Below are 15,457 nucleotides of genomic sequence, written 5' to 3' on the forward strand. Positions count from 1 at the left end.
CAACTATGAAGTCACCCAAGAACTCTTGAAGCAGGCTAAGGGAGGGCGAGGAAGGAGTTTTGGGTAAAGCCCTGGAAGGAGTCTGGCCAGACCTGGTTGGTGGACTACTCCCAACTCCATAAGCCAGGCCGTCCTCTGCCCATCACCATGATTGACACCGAGCGTTTCCTTCACGATGGCGGTTGGGCCATGAAGCGCTACTTCATCGTGGCCGCCAACGCCGTGAACAAGCTCATCGTGATTGACACCAAGACCCGGGAGTTTGTGGCGGAGGTGGAGGCGTGGGTGAGACCCCACCCGGGCCGGGGTTCCAACTGGACCCATCCCACCTTCGGGCCCGTGTGGGCCACGGGCAACATCGGCAGTCCCGAGGTGACGGTGGTGGGGGTGGATCCGGAGAAACACCCCCAGTATGCCTGGAAGGTGGTGAAGCGGATCCAGCTTCCTTACACGGGTACCCTCTTCATCAAGACCCATCCCAATAGCCCTTGGGTGATCGTGGACTTTCCCATGAGCCCAAGCCCCCAGGCTGCGGCCAGCCTATGCGCGATAGATAAGCGCAAGCTGGAGGTCACGAAGTGCTGGGAGGTGCCTGGGGCCCAGGAGCACAAGGCCCGCATGGTGCACCCGGAGTTCAATAAGGGAGGCACGGAGATCTGGGTTTCCGCCTGGGGGGCGAAGGACACGCCCACCTTCATCGTGGTCTACGATGCCTTGACCTGAAGGAGAAGGCCCGGATCACCGGGGACTGGGTCCGCACCCCTACGGGCAAGTTCAACGTATACAACACCGCCTACGACATCTACTAGCGGGGTTGGGGGAGGGGCTTTCCCTCCCCCTTGACCCGGATCATGGACGTTGAGGACCCTTTCGCAGAGGCTAGAAACATGGAACGCCCCGATTTTGCTCAATACCCTTACCTCGTCGCCTGGGAGGTGACGAACGCCTGCATGCTGGCTTGCCGGCACTGCCGGGCCTCGGCCCAGCCTCACCCGTTGCCGGGGGAGCTTTCCACGGAAGAAGGGCTGCGGCTGATAGAGGAGGTCGCCACTTACCGACCCAAACCCCTTTTGCTCCTCACGGGGGGTGATCCGTTGGCCCGGCCTGACCTCTTCTCCCTCATCGCTAGGGCCCGGGAGCTCGGGCTCAAGGTGGGCTTGACCCCCGCCGCCACCCCCCTGCTTACCCAGGAGATGGTTTTCCGGCTTCGGGAGGTGGGGGTTACCCGGCTGGCCCTTTCCCTGGACGGGGCGAGCCCGGAAAGCCACGATGCCTTCCGGGGGGAAAAGGGTACTTTCGCCCGGACTCTGGCGGCCTTGGACTGGGCCCGGGACGCGGGGCTTCCCACGCAGGTGAATACCACGGTGACCCGGGAAAACTGGCCAGAACTTAAGGCGATGCCCGAACGCTTGGCGGAGAAAGGCGTGGTTCTTTGGAGCCTCTTCTTCCTGGTTCCCGTGGGGCGGGGAATGCTCCTCAAGCAGCTTTCCGCTAGGGAGTTTGAGGAGGTCCTCCATTGGCTTTACGAGGTTTCCAAGGTTTACCCCTTCCACGTTAAAACCACCGAGGCCCACCACTTCCGTCGGGTGGTTTTGCAAAGACGGGAGGCGGAAGGGGGAAAGGACCGGGCTTTGGCGGCCGGTGAAAGCCTGCACCGGGAGTATTTTCAAGACGGCATGGAACACTCCCGCCTGGGGGTCACGGACGGCAACGGCTTTGTTTTCGTGTCTGCCACAGGGCATGTGGCCCCTTCGGGGTTTTTGCCGGTGTATGCGGGTAACGTGCGGGAAAGACCCCTTCTGGAGATTTACCGAGAAAGCCCGCTTTTCCGCCAACTCCGCGACAAAGACCTCCTGAAGGGGAAGTGTGGGGTTTGTGAGTACCGCTACGTATGTGGAGGGAGCCGGGCCCGGGCCTGGGCGGAAACGGGGGACTACCTGGCTGCTGACCCCCGCTGCGCCTATGTGCCCCCGGCGTGGTTGGACCTGAAGGGCAAGCGCCCCCTTGCGGAAAGGAGAGGAGCATGAGGAACGGGTGAATGGTCTTGGCGTTGGGACTCTTGGGGATGGCCTTGGCCCAGGATGGGGGCAAGCTCTATGCCTAGTATTGCGCCGGGTGCCACCAGCCCACGGGGCAGGGGGTTCCGGGAGCTTTTCCGCCCCTGGCGGGGTTGGATCCCTTATTCAAGGACCCTAAGGGGCGGGCCTATTTGGTGCAGGTGGTGGCCTTTGGCCTGCAAGGCCCTCTGAAGGTGGGTTCTTTTACCTATAACGGCCTGATGCCCTCCATGGGCCAGTTGAAGGATGAGGAGATCGCCCTTCTGCTCAATCACATAGGCGCCAGCTTCGGCAACCGCAACCCGCAACCCTTTACGCCCGCCGAGGTTCAAAGGGCTCGGGAAAAGCGTTTAACCCCGCAGAGTGCTCAAGGGCAGGCCTACCCGGTAGGGCAACTTCAGCGGGGGCGTGGTCTGGGCAGGCGAGGCGGAGTCTTCTGGGGCCAGCGTTAGCCGGAGGAGGGCGCAGCGGAGCCCTTCTTCCGCCCGGAGGTGCCGGCAGGTGAGGCACATGCCCGTATCGGCCATGACACCTTGGCGCACGAGGCCCTCGAGGAGCCGCATGAGGGGAAGGAGGAGGGCCTTATGCTCCACCCCTCTTAGTACCTTTCGCATGGGGTCCAGGTAATCCCCCAGGGCCTCCGCCAGGCGCCTTCCCTCGGCGGTGGGGGTGAGGTGGAAGCGCCGCTTGTCCGTTGGGTCCTTTTCCCGAGCCAAAAGCCCCTTCCGCTCCAGGGCGCTTAGGGCCTCGCTCACCGTGGCCGGGGTGAGGGCGAGGAGGTGGGCCAGGTCCACCACCCCTTGGGGCCTTGCCGAAAGGTGAAGGAGGAGCTGGGCCTGGGTGGCGGAAAGGCTCAGGCGGTGGGCCTTTTGCGTGAGGAGGGCCCTTTCCGCCTGGGCCAGGCGCTCTAGGAGGAAGAGGAGCTTTTCCTCGGCGTCCACCCCTTTAGCTTAGGGCCGGAAGGCGCTGAAGACGTAGTCGGTGTTGGCCGCTCCCTGGTGGCAGGCATGGCAGGCCTTGGGGTCAATGGCAAGGGGCTTCTTGTCGGGGCCGAAGGCGTAGTAGCCCCAGCCGCCCGTTTCCGGGTAGCGCCCGGGGTCTTTGACCATGACGCCGATGAGCTTCCGCGGGCCTTCCACGAGGGCGTTTCCTTCGGTCTTGGCCTCGAGGAGGTCAAAGACGATGACCGTGCCCTTGGGGAAGGCGGCCTTCTTGCCTTCCAGGTAGGTGGGAAGCCCCGTGGGGTTCACGTAGATGTGGTGCAGGCCTCCGAAGCTCTCGTAGAGGGGATGGCCCGGCCTGAGCTCCATACTCTTCACGTGGGGCCAAAGCCGGAAGCCCTCAGGGTAAGGAATGCCTTCTTGCCCAAAAGATAGGAGAAGCGCCAGCAGGACTAGCAAAATCCCCGCTTTCCCGGTTCCCGACCTCGCCATAGCCACCTCCTTAGGACTCCTAAATAATACCGCCCCTATAATCCTCTTGTCAAGCCTAAAGGGGTTAGCGGGTTTCTAGGATCTCCTTCAGGGCCCAGGCGTTGTTGTATCGCCTTTCCTTGGCGGCATAGAGGAGGGTAACGCGTCCTTCCCGGGCTAAACCCTTGAGCTTTTCCAGGTCGGGGTTCTCCTGCAATTCCTTTCGGTAGCGGGCAAGGAACTCGGGGTACTTGGCTGGATCGTGGCCGAACCAACGGCGCAGGGCCTGGGAAGGGGCAAGCCCCTTGGCCTACCAGTCCACCTGGGCTTTCTCCTTGGAAAGCCCTCGAGGCCAAAGCCGGTCCACCAGGACCCGCAGGCCGTCCTCGAGGGAGGGAGGGTCGTAGACCCGCTTCACCCTCAGATCCATTCTGCCTCCGGCAGGACGCACTCCGGGCACTGGGCCTCCACGAACCGAAGCCAGTCCAATACCTCCTCGGCGTCCCGCACGGGGCCCAGGTGGTAGACCTCCAGGTGGGCGTCCGTTACCAGGGCGCCCCCCGGCGGGATGGCCGCAAGCAGGGTCCCCTTTGGATCCAGGAGGAGGGGCAGGGGGCTTGGGATGGGCTTTTGCGCCAGGAGATAAGCTTGGGCGTTTACCGCCTGGAGGTCGGCGCGCCTGCGGGCCAGGGCCTGGGCCAGCCCCAGGTCCCGCACCAGGGCCAAGGGCTTTCCCTTGAGGTCGGGCAGGTAGACCTTGGCCCCTTCCGGGGTGCGGAGGGAAAGAGGGGGCAAGGGTTGCCGTAACACCCTTCAAGTTTAGGCGGAAGGCCGGGAGCGGGCCTTGACCCGAGGCACAAAGGGTGCCCTTGGGCCTTGACCTGCATCATGGACCGCCAAGGGCCGATCCCCCAAAGTGGGCCTTGGAGGTGAGCCATGCCCCACGTGATCTGCGAGCCCTGCATTGGCGTGAAGGACCGCTCCTGCCAGGAGGTCTGCCCCGTGGAGTGCATTTACGACGCCGGGGAGCAGCTCTACATCCACCCGGACGAGTGCATTGACTGCGGGGCCTGCGTGCCCGCCTGCCCGGTGAGCGCCATCTACCCCGAGGAGGACGTGCCGGAAAAGTGGCGGGACTACATAGAGAAAAACCGCCACTGGGCCATGACCCTTCCCAACGTGCACGTTCTGGAAAGGGAAGGCTAGGTGCGCACCCAGTAGAGCTCTCCTGGACCTTGGCACAGCCCCCGGAAGGCGCACGTCCCGCAGGCGGTGCCGCACGCCAGGGGCTTGGCGTAACCGCGGCGGGCCAGCTGGCGCAAAAGGAGTTCGGCCCCTTCTCGGGTTAGCCCCAAGGCCCGGGCCAGCTCGGCGGCGGTCTTGGGCGTCTGGAGGAGGTCTAGGGCCTTTTGGGTCATGGGCGGAGGGGAAGGTGCCCGGCCAGGAAGGCCAGGGCGTAGGCCAGAAGGAGTTGGTAGGCCACGGCGAAGCTGGCCCAGCGTGCCCCCACCACCTGGCGCAAGGCGGCCAGGGTGGCCACGCAGGGGGTGTAGAGGAGGACGAAGACCAGGTAGGCCAGGGCCCCCATGGGGGCCACGGCTCCCTTCAGGGCGGCCTGCAAGGGGGTGGGTTCCGGGGCCAAGGAAAAGCTTGCCGGGGCGAAGAGGGAAAGGAGGTTCTCTAGGGTGCCCCAGAGGGCTTGGAAGAGGGCCCCTAAGAGGGTGCGGAGGCCCTCGAGGAGGCCCACGGGCGCCACGCCTTCCCCGCCCAAGAAGCTCACCCCCAAGGCTCCCACCACCACTTCCTTGGCCACGAAGCCCGGGATCAGGGCCCCCACGAGCCGCCAGTCCCTCACCCCCAGGGGTTCAAAGAGGGGGGTAATTCCTTGGGCCAAAAGGGCGTAGGGGCTCGTGCTCCCCAAGGGCAGGTGAAGGAGGACCCAGATGAGGAGAACCGCCACCAGGATGGGCCCCCCAGCCCCCCGCACGAAACTGCCCGTGCGGGCCAAAGAGAGGCGAAGGAGGAGCTTTAGGGGCGGGAAGCGGTAGGGGGGAAGTTCCATGGCCCCTTCGCCCTGCCCGGCCCGGAGGAAGCGCCCGAGGAGCAAGGCGGTGACGAGGCCCACCAGGAGGCCCAAGAGGTAAAGCCCAAGGACCACAAAAGGCGCGTTCTTGGGGAAGAAGACAAAGGCGAACAGGGTGAAGACGGGAAGCCGGGCCCCGCAGGCCAGAAAGGGGATGGCCAGGGCCACCCGCAGGCGGTCCAAGGGGTGGGAAAGGGCCCGGGTGGCGTAAACGGCGGGCACGTTGCAGCCAAACCCCAACACCAAGGGGATGAAGGCCTTGCCGGGAAGGCCTGCCCACCGCATCACCCGGTCGGCCACGAAGGCCATACGGGCGAGGAACCCCGAGGTTTCCAAAAAGGCCAGGGCCAGATAGAGGAGGAAAAGGACCGGGGTGAAGGCCAGCACCGTGCCCACCCCCGCCACCACCCCCTCCGCCAAGAAGGAGCGGAGCATAGGCGGCAGGGGCGAGGCGGCCACCCACCCCGCCAGCACCTCCTGCACCCGGCCGATCAGGTCCACCCAAGGGCTAGAAAGGGCAAAGGTGAAGCGGAAGGCCAAGAAAAGGGTCAGGAGGAAGAGGGGTAGGCCCAAAAGGGGATGGAGTACCAAGCGGTCTAGGCGCTCGGTGAGGGAGGAGGGGGTGCCTTGGCGCTGCACCGCCTTTTCGTACACCTCCTTGGCCTTCTGGTAGCGCCCCTCCAGGGCCAGAAGGTAGGGGTCGTGCCCCTTCAGGAGGAGCTTTTCCCGCTCCTCCTGGGCGGCCGCCAGGAGGGGTTCGGGTAAGGGCACCCCTTCCCCCAAAAGGGCGAGAAGGGCGAGCCCGCGGCTGGGGAAGGAGGGCTCCAGGGCAGCCAAGGCCGCCTCGAGGGGGGCGGGGTAGCGCACGGGGGGGTGCGGCGTGCCGGCCCCCAAGGCCGCCTCCAAAACCCCTTCCACCTCGCCCCGGGCGGCCACGGCCCCGGCCACGGGCAGGCCCAGGGCCTGGGCCAAGGCCTCCAGGTCCACCCGAAGCCCCTTGGCCTCGGCCTCGTCCAGGAGGTTCACCACCAGGGCCATGGGCAGGCCGAGCTCCATGAGCTCCAGGGTGAGGACCAGGTTGCGCTCCAGGTTCCCCGCATCCACCACGTTCAGGATCCGGTCCGGGGGGTTTTGTAGGAGCTCCGTCAGGACGAGGGCCTCTTCCGGGGAGGTGGGGAGGAGGCTATAGGTGCCGGGCAGGTCCACGAGCTCCACCCGGGCCTCACCCAGGGATAGGTGGGCGGAAAGGCGCTCTAAGGTGGTCCCGGACCAGTTGCCCACCTCGAGGCCCGCCCCCGCCAAGGCGTTGATGAGGGAGGACTTCCCGGTGTTGGGGTTGCCCACCAAGGCCCAGCGCTCCTCCGCCTTCAAGACCAAGGACGCCTGGGGTGCGCACCGGGGGCAGCTCATGCTTCGTCCAGGGCTTCCACCATCACCGCCTGCGCCTCTTCCTTCCTCAGGAGCAAGAAGGTTTCCCCCGCCCGTACCTCCAAGGGGTCGCCGAGGGGAGCCTGGAGCAAGACCTCCACCGTGGCGCCGGGGCGAAGGCCCAAGGCCAAAAGCCGGCGGCGCCCCGGCGCCACCTGGAGCACGCGGGCGCGTCGGCCAGGGGAGAGGGCGGAGAGGGGATACATAAGGGCACCTCCTGCCTCTGAGGCTACGATGGGCTGGCGGGAAAAGTCAAGCATTCCGGTCGGATTACATGATTTAGAAGCGATAATCGTTCTCACAAGATCTCCTCCTCCAAGGCCGTGGCGTTGGGGATTTCCACCCTTCGGCCGGAAAGCCGGATGAGTCCCCGCCGGTAAAGCTCCCCCAGGTTGCGGGAAACCGCCTCGGGCACCGTGCCCAGCAGGGCGGCCAGCTCGGGGTTGGTGGGAAGGCGGAAGCCCTGCCCTTCCTCCCTTAGCCTCTCCAGAAGGAACTCGCAAAGCCTCTCCCGCACCTCGTGGAAGACCAGGCGGTCCAGGAGGTGGAGGAGCTGGCCTTGCCGGCGGGCCAGGTAGCGGATCAGGGCCCGGGCTAGGGGGGGTCTTTCCTCCACCAGGCGGAAGAAGGCTTCCTTGGGAATGGCCAGGACCTGGCTTTCCTCCAAGGCCTCGGCGCTGGCGGGGTAGGTGGGCCGCTCTGAAGTGCTGCCCCAAATTTGGACCACCCCAAGAGAGAGGCCAAGGGGTGTAGTCTGAAGGGGTAGCGAGATGCGCAGGTGGTCAGCGAAGGAAAAGGCAAAAATTGTGTTGGAGGTCTTGTCGGGTCAAAGGACCGTGGCCGAAGCCTGCCGGGCTTATGGGGTGGCGGAGTCCCTCCTTTACCGCTGGCAGCGGGAGTTCCTGGAGAACGCCCACGCCGCCTTCACCTCCGGCTGCGCGGAGCAGGAGGCCCGCATCCGCGAGCTGGAACGCTTGGTCGGCCAGATGGCCCTGGAGCTGGAGGTCCTAAAAAAAGCCTCGGGGCTCTACCGGCAAAGGAAAGGCGGGAGCTGGTGAAGGCCCTCAAGGGAGCCTACCCCCTCCGCCTGCTTTCCCGGGTCCTCAGGGTGCCCCGGAGCACCCTCTACTACCGGCCCCAGGACCCCCCTCCCGAGGAGAGGGCCCTCCGGGAACGCTTGCGGGCCCTGGCGGCGGCCTGGCCCCGGTACGGCTACCGGCGCCTCACCGCCCTCTTGCGGGGGGAAGGTGTCCAGGTGGGGGAGAAGCGGGTGCGCTCCCTGATGCGCGAGGAGGGCTTGCTCCTTCCCCGCAAGGGGCCCTCCCCCAGGACCACCTCCCCAGGGGGCCTTCTCCCGGAAGGGGTGAAGAACCTCCTGCCGGGACTCGCGGTGACCCGCCCGCACCAGGTGTGGGTGGCGGACCTGAGCTACGTGGTCCTGGGGGAGGGGGTGGCCTATCTGGCGGTGGTGATGGACCTCCACACCCGCAAGATCCTGGGGGTGGCCCTGGGGCCGAGGCTGTCCCAGGGGCTTGCTCTTGCGGCCCTGGAGATGGCCCTGAGGGAGGGGTGTCCCGAGGTGCACCATTCGGACCGGGGGGTGCAGTACACCTCCAGGGCGTATGTGGAGCGGCTTTTGGGGCTAGGGGTGCGGCTCAGTTACGCGGGGACGGGGAGGCCTTGGGAGAACGGGCACGCGGAGCGGTTGATCCGGACGATCAAAGAGGAGTGGGTGGCCTTGCGGGAGTACAGGACCCTGGCGGAGGCGCGGGCCTCGGTGGAGCGGTTTGTCTTCCAGGTGTACAACCGTAAGCGTCCTCACTCGGCCTTGGATTACATGACGCCCGAGGCCTTTTCGGAGAGCCTGTTGAAAGGGGATGGGAGCCCTGACTAAACTGACCGGTAAGGTGGTCCAAATTTAGGGCCGCAGTACACTCCAGGAAGAGGGCCACCTCCGCCAGGACCCGGCCTGGCCCCTCCACGTGGAGGACCACCTGCTTCCTTCCCTCGGGGTCTAGCTTGTAGACCTTGATGAGCCCCTTTTGCACCACGAAGAGGGCCCGGACGGCCTCCCCCTCTAAAAAGAGCACCTCCCCCTTTCGCAGGGGGCGGGGCCGGGCTTCCCGGGCCAAGGCTTCCAGGTCCTTGGGGTCCAGCTCGCGGAAGAGGGGTACTTGGGCCAGGTCCACGCTTCACCCCCTTAGGGCCTCGAGGCGCCTTTTGGCTTCCTGCAGGAAGGGCTCCAGCTTTAAGGCCCGGGCGTACGCCTCCTTGGCCACCTCCTTGTAGCCCAGGGCCTCGGCCAGGTCCCCCAGGCGCAGCAGGCCGGAAAGGGCCCTTTCCTGGAGGTAGGTCCGTTCCGCCTCCGCCCACTCCCCGTAGGGGTCGTCGCCGAAGAGGGGGCCTTTGTAAAGCTCCAGGGCCTGGCGGAGGGTTTTGAAGGCGGAAAGCCCCTCCTCTAGGTCCGCTTTGCGCATGAGCTCCTCAAAGCGCTCAAAGTCCAGGAAGCGCCGCTCCGGAAGGCGCAGGCGGTAGTACTCCCCTTCCCGCTCCACGATGCCGGGCAGGGCCTTGCGCAGGTGGTAAACCAGGGCGTACACCTCTTGCCGGGCCCGCTCGGGTTCCAACTCGGGGAAGAAGGCCTCGGCCAGGTCGTCCGTATAGAGGGCCCGGTCCTTGTTGGCCAGGAGGAACTTGAACAGGCGGTAAGCCCCGCTGCGGCCAAAGTCCTTGGGGGAGAGCTCCTTGCCCCGGAAGCGGAGGCGGAAGCCCCCCAGGGCGTAGACCTCGAGGTCCAGCTCCCGCGCCTCGCTTTGGGGAAAGAGGAGGGGAACGGCGAGCCGGGAGAACCAGAGGGCGGGGGCGGCGGGGCCGGTGGGGGGTTTGGGCGCACGGGCGTGGAACAAGGTGCCCACGGCCGCCACCTGCCCCTTGGCCCAAAGGGGCAGGCAGATCCTGGGCCTCCCTTCCGCTTCGGGGCATTGGGGTAGGCCGTTTTTCAGGCCCACCACCTCCCCCCGCCAGGCGGGGCAGTCCTGCATGGCGCACGGGGGCACGAGCCCCAGCTCCATCCGCTCCCCGGCTGGGGTCACCAGCCTTACCCCGGTGGCCTGGGCCAGGCGTTTGAGCCCCTGGAGGAAGGTCTGCCGGGCCTCGGAAACCTCCCCGCGGTGGAGCCGTTCCCCTAAGGCCAAAAGCCCCACCTCCCCCAGGCGGGTGAGGAGGGTGTAGAGGGTGCTGGCGAAAAGGGGGGCGATGCGGGAAAGGGCCTCGAGGGCCTCCTCGTGGTCCAGGCCCGGGTTCCGCGCTGCCAGGTTGAGCACGCCGATGAGGCCGTGGGGAAGCTCCAGGGGGTAGCAGATATAGGTCTGGTAGCCCAGCTGCTTCACCTTTTGCCGCAGGTACCGGGGGTCTTGCTGCAGGGCGTGGGTGAAGAGGGGCTCCCGACGCAGGGCCACGATGCCCGGGTACCCCTCGCCCAGGTGAAACCAGGGCTTCTCTAAAAACGCTTCCCGGTGGAGCCCCTCGTAGGCGGTGAGGATCAGGTGATGCCCTTCAGGGTCGGCCAAAAAGAGCTCGGCGGCCTCCATGCCCAGGGCCTTACGCAAGGTGCCCAAGAAGGTCTCCAGAGCCTCCGGGAGGGCTTCGGGATGGTGTAGGAGGTGCTGCGTAAGGCGGGAGAGCTCCAGCAGGAGGTCCGGGGGCTCGGCCTTTTCTGGGTAAAACTCTATTAAAAAGCCCCCATCCTCCCGGTACCCCTGGCAGCGCAGGCGCTTGCCCTTGAGGAGCAGAGGGGTGCTGGCCCGGTAGGCTCCCCGCTTCAGCTCCCGCTGCACAGGGCAGCGGGCGCAGAGAGGGCGGCCAAAGGGGTCCTGACCCTGCACCAGGAGGGCACAGGGGAGATCGGACCCTTCCAGGCCCAAGGAGGGGTCGGCCTCCAGGACCTCCGCCCACCCTTCAGCGGTGAGCCTGAGCCGGGCTAAAGGCCGCATCGCCTTCAGGGTAGGGCCCATCTCTTAGGACAGATGTCCCGGGCCGGGCAAGTGGCCGCCAGGCGGTGCCCCCACACTGAGGGCCGGAGGTGAGGATGAAGCGAAGGCTCTATCCCCTGGTCCTGGCCTTCCTCCTGGTCCCTGCCTGGGCCCAGGAGGGGAAGGCCCTTTACGGCCAGTTCTGCGCCAGCTGCCACGGGGCCGAGGCCCAGGGCATCCCTGGGGCCATCCCGCCCTTGGCCGGGAACCCCAGGGCCCAGGACGAAACGCACGTGGTCCAGGTGGTGCGCCAAGGGCTTTCCGGGCCCTTGGAGGTGGGGGGTGTCACCTACAACGGCGTGATGCCTCCCCTGCCGCAGGTTTCCGAGGCAGAGGCAAGGGCCATCGCCCAGTACCTGAAGAGCCTGGGCGGGGCCCCTGCCGAGGCGGCCCCCCCGGCGCCTAGGGTCCAAGGGGATGCCGCCTTGGGCCGGGCCCTTTACCTGGGGCAGAAGCCCTTGCGAAACGGCGGCGCTCCCTGCCAGGCCTGCCACACCGTGGCCGGGGTGGGTTTCTTCGGTGGGGGTTCCCTGGGCAAGGACCTCATGGACGCCGCCAAGCGGCTGGGCGGGGAGGCTGGGCTTTCCGCCCTGCTCACCAACCCCGCCTTCCCGGTAATGCGGGAGGCCTATAAGGGCAGGCCGCTTACCGAGGCCGAGGCGGCAGCCTTGGCGGCGTTCTTGGTGCAGGTTTCGCAGGAAGCCCCGAGGCCCCCTTCCCTGTACCTGGGCCGCTTCTTGGTGGCGGGGGTATTCCTCTTGGGGCTCCTTTTGGTCTACCAGGCGGCGGTGTGGCAGCTCCGCCCCAGGAGCCTGGCGGAGCGCATTCGGAGCCAGCTTAGGAGGTGAGCATGAGGGACTGGATCAAGGAGATAGAAAACCCGGCGGAGAGGAAGTGGGAGGAGTTCTACCGCAACCGCTTTCAGCACGACAAAAGGGTGCGCACCACCCACGGGGTGAACTGCACCGGCTCCTGCTCCTGGGAGGTCTTCGTCAAGGACGGCATCGTTACCTGGGAACTCCAGGCCACGGACTACCCGAGCCTCGAGGCCGGCCTTCCCCCCTACGAGCCCCGGGGGTGCCAGCGGGGCATCAGCTTTAGCTGGTACCAGTACAGCCCCATCCGGGTGAAGTACCCCTACGCCCGCGGGGCCCTTTTGGACCTCTGGCGCGAGGCCAAGGCCAAGCACCCAGACCCCGTGGCCGCCTGGGAGGCCATCCAGAGCGACCCCCACCAGCGCAAGCGCTACCAAAAGGCGAGGGGCAAGGGAGGTTTCCGCCGGGTGTCCTGGGACGAGGCGCTGGAACTCATCGCCGCCGCGGTGGTTTCCACGGTGAAGCGCCATGGGCCAGACCGGGTCATCGGGTTTTCCCCCATCCCCGCCATGAGCCAGGTTTCCTACGCCGCCGGAAGCCGCTTCCTCTCCCTCTTGGGCGGCGTGCCCATGAGCTTTTACGACTGGTATTGCGACCTGCCCAACGCCTCGCCGGAGATCTGGGGGGAGCAGACGGACGTCCACGAGTCCGCCGACTGGTACAACGCCCGCTTCATCGCCGTCATGGGCTCCAACCTCAACATGACCCGCACCCCGGACACCCACTTCATCGCCGAGGTGCGGCACGCCGGGGCCAAGCTCACCGTCTTCAGCCCCGACTTCTCCCAGGTTTCCAAGTACGCCGACTGGTGGATCCCCATAAACCCCGGTCAGGACGGCGCCTTTTGGATGGCGGTGAACCACGTTCTCCTGAAGGAGTTCTACGCCGATCAGGAGGTGTCCTACTTCCAGGACTACCTGAAGCGCTACACGGATAGCCCCTTCCTGGTGGAGATCAAGGACGGCCGTCCCGGGCGCTACCTCCGGGCGAACCGCCTTGCGGCGTACGCCGAGGAGGAAAACGGCGACTTCAAGCTCCTCATCTACGACGAGGCCAAGGGTCCCCGGATGCCCGCTGGAACTTTGGGCTTCCGCTGGCAGAAGGAAAAGGGCAAGTGGAACCTGAAGCTGGAAGACCCCAAGACCGGCGAACCCCTTAACCCCCGCCTCACCCTCCTGGGGGTGGAGGACGAGGTGGTCCTGGTGGAGCTGGACGATTTCGCCTCGGACCGCAAGCTCAAGCGCGGGGTTCCCGTGAAGTACCTCACCACCAGGGAAGGGGAGAAGGTGGCGGTGGCCACGGTCTTTGACCTGCTCATGGCCCAGTTCGGGGTGGGCCGGGGTCTGCCCGGGGACTACCCGCAAAGCTACGAGGACGACCTGCCCTACACCCCGGCTTGGCAGGAGAAGTGGACGGGGATCCACCGGGAAACCCTCCTCCGGTACGCCCGGGCCTGGGGGGAGAATGGCCTTAAGACCCAGGGGAAAAACCTCATCATCATCGGCGCCGGCATCAACCACTGGTACCACAACAACCTCATGTACCGCGCCGGGATCGTGGCCCTCATGCTCACGGGGAGCGTGGGGGTGAACGGGGGCGGCCTCGCCCACTACGTGGGCCAGGAGAAGCTCGCCAACCAGGCCAGCTGGGGGCCCATCGCCTTCGCCACCGACTGGGGCTACCCCCCTCGGCAGCAGAACACGCCGAGCTTCCACTACGTCCACTCGGACCAGTGGCGCTACGAGCGTGGCTTCTCCGCCTACGACAAGACGGCCCAGGGGCTTTCCGACCACACCGTGGACCACCAGGTGCGGGCGGTGCGCAAGGGGTGGCTTCCCTTCTTCCCGCAATTCAACAAGAACCCCTTGGAGGTGGTGAAGGAGGCGGAGGCCAAAGGGGCCAAGACCGAGGCGGAGGTGGTCCAGTACGTGGTGGAAGCCCTGAAGCGGGGCGAGCTGAGGTTCGCCGTGGAAGACCCGGACGCCCCGGAGAACTGGCCCAGGGTCTGGTTTATCTGGCGGGGGAACGCCATCGGCACCAGCGCCAAGGGGCACGAGTTCTTCCTGAAGCACTACCTGGGCACCCACACCAACGCCATCGCCGAGGAGGTGGCGGAAGAGCAGGTGGCGGAGGTGGTGTACCGCAAGCCTGCCCCCGAGGGCAAGCTGGACCTGGTGGTGGACCTCAACTTCCGCATGGACACCAGCGCACTTTATTCCGACATCGTTCTTCCCGCCGCCACCTGGTACGAGAAGGACGACCTGAACACCACCGACCTCCACACCTTCATCAACCCCCTGCAGGCCGCCGTGCCCCCTTCCTGGGAGTCCAAGCCCGACTGGGAGATTTTCAAGGCCATCGCCAAAAGGGTCTCGGAGCTGGCCAGGGTCCACCTGCCCAAGCCCGTGAAGGACATCGTCATGATCCCCCTGCAGCACGACACCCTCGACGAGCTGGCCCAGCTAGAGGACCGGGACTGGAAGCGGGGCGAGGTGGAGCCCATCCCCGGGAAAACCATGCCCAAGTTCCGGGTGGTGGAGCGCGACTACACCCAGCTCTACGAGAAGATGGTCACCCTTGGCCCGGCGGTGGAGAAGAACGGGGTGGGGATGCACGGGCTTTCCATTCCCGTGGAGGATTTCTACCGGGAGCTCGCCGAGCGCCAACCCCGGCTTTACCAAGGGGAGAAGCGGCCCAGCCTCGAGGAGCCCCGCCAGGTGGCGGAAGCCATCCTCTTCCTGGACCCGGTATCCAACGGGGAGCTCGCCTACCGGGCCTTCTTGGACGAGGAGAAGAAAACCGGGGTGAAGCTCACCGACCTGGCGGAGGGCAACCGCCACGTCCGCATCTCCTTCAAGGACCTGGTGGCCCAGCCCCGCCGCCAGCTCACCACCCCCACCTGGAGCGCCATCCTCAACCAAGGCCGGGCCTACAGCCCCTACACCCTGAACGTGGAGCGCCTCGTTCCCTGGCGCACCCTCACGGGGCGGCAGCACTTCTACCTGGACCACCCCAACTACCTGGCCTGGGGCGAGCACCTACCCACCTACAAGCCCCGCCCCGAGGTCCACATGCTCCAGGAAACGGAAAAAAGCGCTAAGGAGGCCCAGGGCAAGCTCATGAACTACATCACCCCCCACGGCAAGTGGTCCATCCACTCCACCTACTCCGAGAACCACCGCATGATGACGCTTTCCCGGGGCGGTTACCCCATCTGGCTCAACGACAAGGACGCCGCCGAGCTCGGCATCCAGGACAACGACTGGGTGGAGCTTTTCAACGATAACGGGGTCTTCGTGCAGCGGGCCATCGTCTCCGCCCGCATTCCCCGGGGCACGGTCTTCGTCTACCACGCCACGGAGCGCACGGTGGGCATTCCCAAGAGCCCGCTAAGGGGCCAGCGGGCGGGGATGAACAATTCCATCACCCGGGCCCGCCTCAAGCCCGTGCTGATGTCGGGCGGCTACGCCCAGTTCACCTACGCCTTCAACTACTGGGGGCCTGTGGGGGTGAACCGGGACACCTGGGTCTACGTGCGCAAGCTGGAGAAGCCCCCGGAGTGGTAAAGGAG

15 protein-coding genes and 3 pseudogenes are annotated in these 15,457 nt (G+C 66.2%); 7 read left to right on the forward strand and 11 right to left on the reverse strand.

The window, feature by feature from the left end; all coding sequences use genetic code 11:
• Nucleotides 1-99: 99 nt before the first annotated feature.
• From QT17_RS03315 to QT17_RS14225, 3 genes are all read left to right on the forward strand, one after another.
• Nucleotides 100-723, forward strand: coding sequence for a cytochrome D1 domain-containing protein (locus QT17_RS03315; protein WP_235283710.1), 624 nt, complete (start codon nt 100-102; stop codon nt 721-723).
• A 164-nt stretch (nt 724-887) separates the two neighbouring features.
• The gene (locus QT17_RS03320) at nt 888-2,027 is read left to right on the forward strand and encodes a TIGR04053 family radical SAM/SPASM domain-containing protein (protein ID WP_039456309.1); all 1,140 of its coding nucleotides are present in this window, start codon (nt 888-890) and stop codon (nt 2,025-2,027) included.
• A gap of 134 nt (nt 2,028-2,161) precedes the next feature.
• Nucleotides 2,162-2,509, forward strand: coding sequence for a hypothetical protein (locus QT17_RS14225; RefSeq protein ID WP_369792356.1), 348 nt, complete (start codon nt 2,162-2,164; stop codon nt 2,507-2,509).
• On the opposite strand, the gene QT17_RS03330 is transcribed toward QT17_RS14225, so the two are convergent.
• From QT17_RS03330 to QT17_RS03345, 5 genes and pseudogenes are all read right to left on the reverse strand, one after another.
• Nucleotides 2,408-2,998: a MarR family winged helix-turn-helix transcriptional regulator gene (locus QT17_RS03330; RefSeq protein WP_235283712.1), complete on the reverse strand. Its 591-nt coding sequence runs from the start codon at nt 2,996-2,998 to the stop codon at nt 2,408-2,410. The genes QT17_RS14225 and QT17_RS03330 overlap by 102 nt on opposite strands.
• Before the next feature lie 9 nt (nt 2,999-3,007).
• Nucleotides 3,008-3,457 carry a cytochrome P460 family protein gene (locus tag QT17_RS03335; RefSeq protein WP_255347411.1) on the reverse strand — a complete coding sequence of 150 codons (450 nt, stop codon included), beginning with the start codon at nt 3,455-3,457 and terminating at the stop codon, nt 3,008-3,010.
• Nucleotides 3,458-3,554: 97 nt separating this feature from the next.
• Nucleotides 3,555-3,764, reverse strand: a pseudogene (locus tag QT17_RS14955) (DUF488 domain-containing protein); the annotation flags it as partial.
• Between the two features lie 15 nt (nt 3,765-3,779).
• Complete coding sequence (locus tag QT17_RS14960) at nt 3,780-3,899, reverse strand: DUF488 domain-containing protein (protein ID WP_369792355.1); 120 nt, start codon at nt 3,897-3,899, stop codon at nt 3,780-3,782.
• Nucleotides 3,890-4,279, reverse strand: coding sequence for a hypothetical protein (locus QT17_RS03345; protein WP_039456318.1), 390 nt, complete (start codon nt 4,277-4,279; stop codon nt 3,890-3,892). Before QT17_RS03345 ends, QT17_RS14960 begins: the two co-directional genes overlap by 10 nt.
• Nucleotides 4,280-4,405: 126 nt before the next feature.
• On the opposite strand from QT17_RS03345, the gene QT17_RS03350 reads away from it, so the two are divergent.
• Nucleotides 4,406-4,675 carry a ferredoxin family protein gene (locus tag QT17_RS03350; protein ID WP_039456321.1) on the forward strand — a complete coding sequence of 90 codons (270 nt, stop codon included), beginning with the start codon at nt 4,406-4,408 and terminating at the stop codon, nt 4,673-4,675.
• Here QT17_RS03350 and QT17_RS03355 read toward each other — a convergent pair.
• The 4 genes and pseudogenes from QT17_RS03355 to QT17_RS03370 all read right to left on the reverse strand — a co-directional run.
• On the reverse strand, nt 4,672-4,887 hold the full coding sequence (locus tag QT17_RS03355) for a hypothetical protein (RefSeq protein WP_052155146.1): 216 nt from the start codon (nt 4,885-4,887) through the stop codon (nt 4,672-4,674). The genes QT17_RS03350 and QT17_RS03355 overlap by 4 nt on opposite strands.
• Nucleotides 4,884-6,962, reverse strand: a complete 2,079-nt coding sequence (feoB, locus tag QT17_RS03360) for a ferrous iron transport protein B (RefSeq protein WP_039456326.1) — start codon at nt 6,960-6,962, stop codon at nt 4,884-4,886. The genes QT17_RS03355 and feoB overlap by 4 nt, the downstream gene beginning before the upstream one ends.
• Complete coding sequence (locus tag QT17_RS03365; protein WP_039456329.1) at nt 6,959-7,186, reverse strand: FeoA family protein; 228 nt, start codon at nt 7,184-7,186, stop codon at nt 6,959-6,961. The genes feoB and QT17_RS03365 overlap by 4 nt, the downstream gene beginning before the upstream one ends.
• A gap of 92 nt (nt 7,187-7,278) precedes the next feature.
• Nucleotides 7,279-7,680 (reverse strand): annotated as a pseudogene (locus QT17_RS03370) (Crp/Fnr family transcriptional regulator); the annotation flags it as partial.
• Between the two features lie 70 nt (nt 7,681-7,750).
• On the opposite strand from QT17_RS03370, the gene QT17_RS03380 reads away from it, so the two are divergent.
• Nucleotides 7,751-8,874, forward strand: a protein-coding gene (locus tag QT17_RS03380) for an IS3 family transposase (protein WP_119359095.1) whose coding sequence is annotated in 2 segments (ribosomal slippage) — nt 7,751-7,988 and nt 7,988-8,874 — 1,125 coding nt in all. Because the reading frame shifts where the segments join, the coding sequence is not laid out codon by codon here.
• 40 nt (nt 8,875-8,914) lie between these two features.
• Here QT17_RS03380 and QT17_RS13220 read toward each other — a convergent pair.
• Both QT17_RS13220 and QT17_RS03385 read right to left on the reverse strand, forming a co-directional pair.
• Nucleotides 8,915-9,169: pseudogene (locus QT17_RS13220) on the reverse strand (Crp/Fnr family transcriptional regulator); the annotation flags it as partial.
• Nucleotides 9,170-9,172: 3 nt separating this feature from the next.
• Complete coding sequence (locus tag QT17_RS03385) at nt 9,173-10,972, reverse strand: GAF domain-containing protein (protein WP_039456332.1); 1,800 nt, start codon at nt 10,970-10,972, stop codon at nt 9,173-9,175.
• A 95-nt stretch (nt 10,973-11,067) separates the two neighbouring features.
• On the opposite strand from QT17_RS03385, the gene QT17_RS03390 reads away from it, so the two are divergent.
• Both QT17_RS03390 and QT17_RS03395 read left to right on the forward strand, forming a co-directional pair.
• Nucleotides 11,068-11,859 (forward strand): cytochrome c, encoded by a 792-nt coding sequence (locus QT17_RS03390; RefSeq protein ID WP_039456334.1) that lies wholly within the window; start codon nt 11,068-11,070, stop codon nt 11,857-11,859.
• Between the two features lie 2 nt (nt 11,860-11,861).
• Nucleotides 11,862-15,452, forward strand: a complete 3,591-nt coding sequence (locus QT17_RS03395; protein ID WP_039456339.1) for a nitrate reductase subunit alpha — start codon at nt 11,862-11,864, stop codon at nt 15,450-15,452.
• Nucleotides 15,453-15,457: the final 5 nt, after the last annotated feature.

The organism is Thermus sp. 2.9 (assembly GCF_000794385.1).
GTDB lineage: Bacteria > Deinococcota > Deinococci > Deinococcales > Thermaceae > Thermus > Thermus thalpophilus.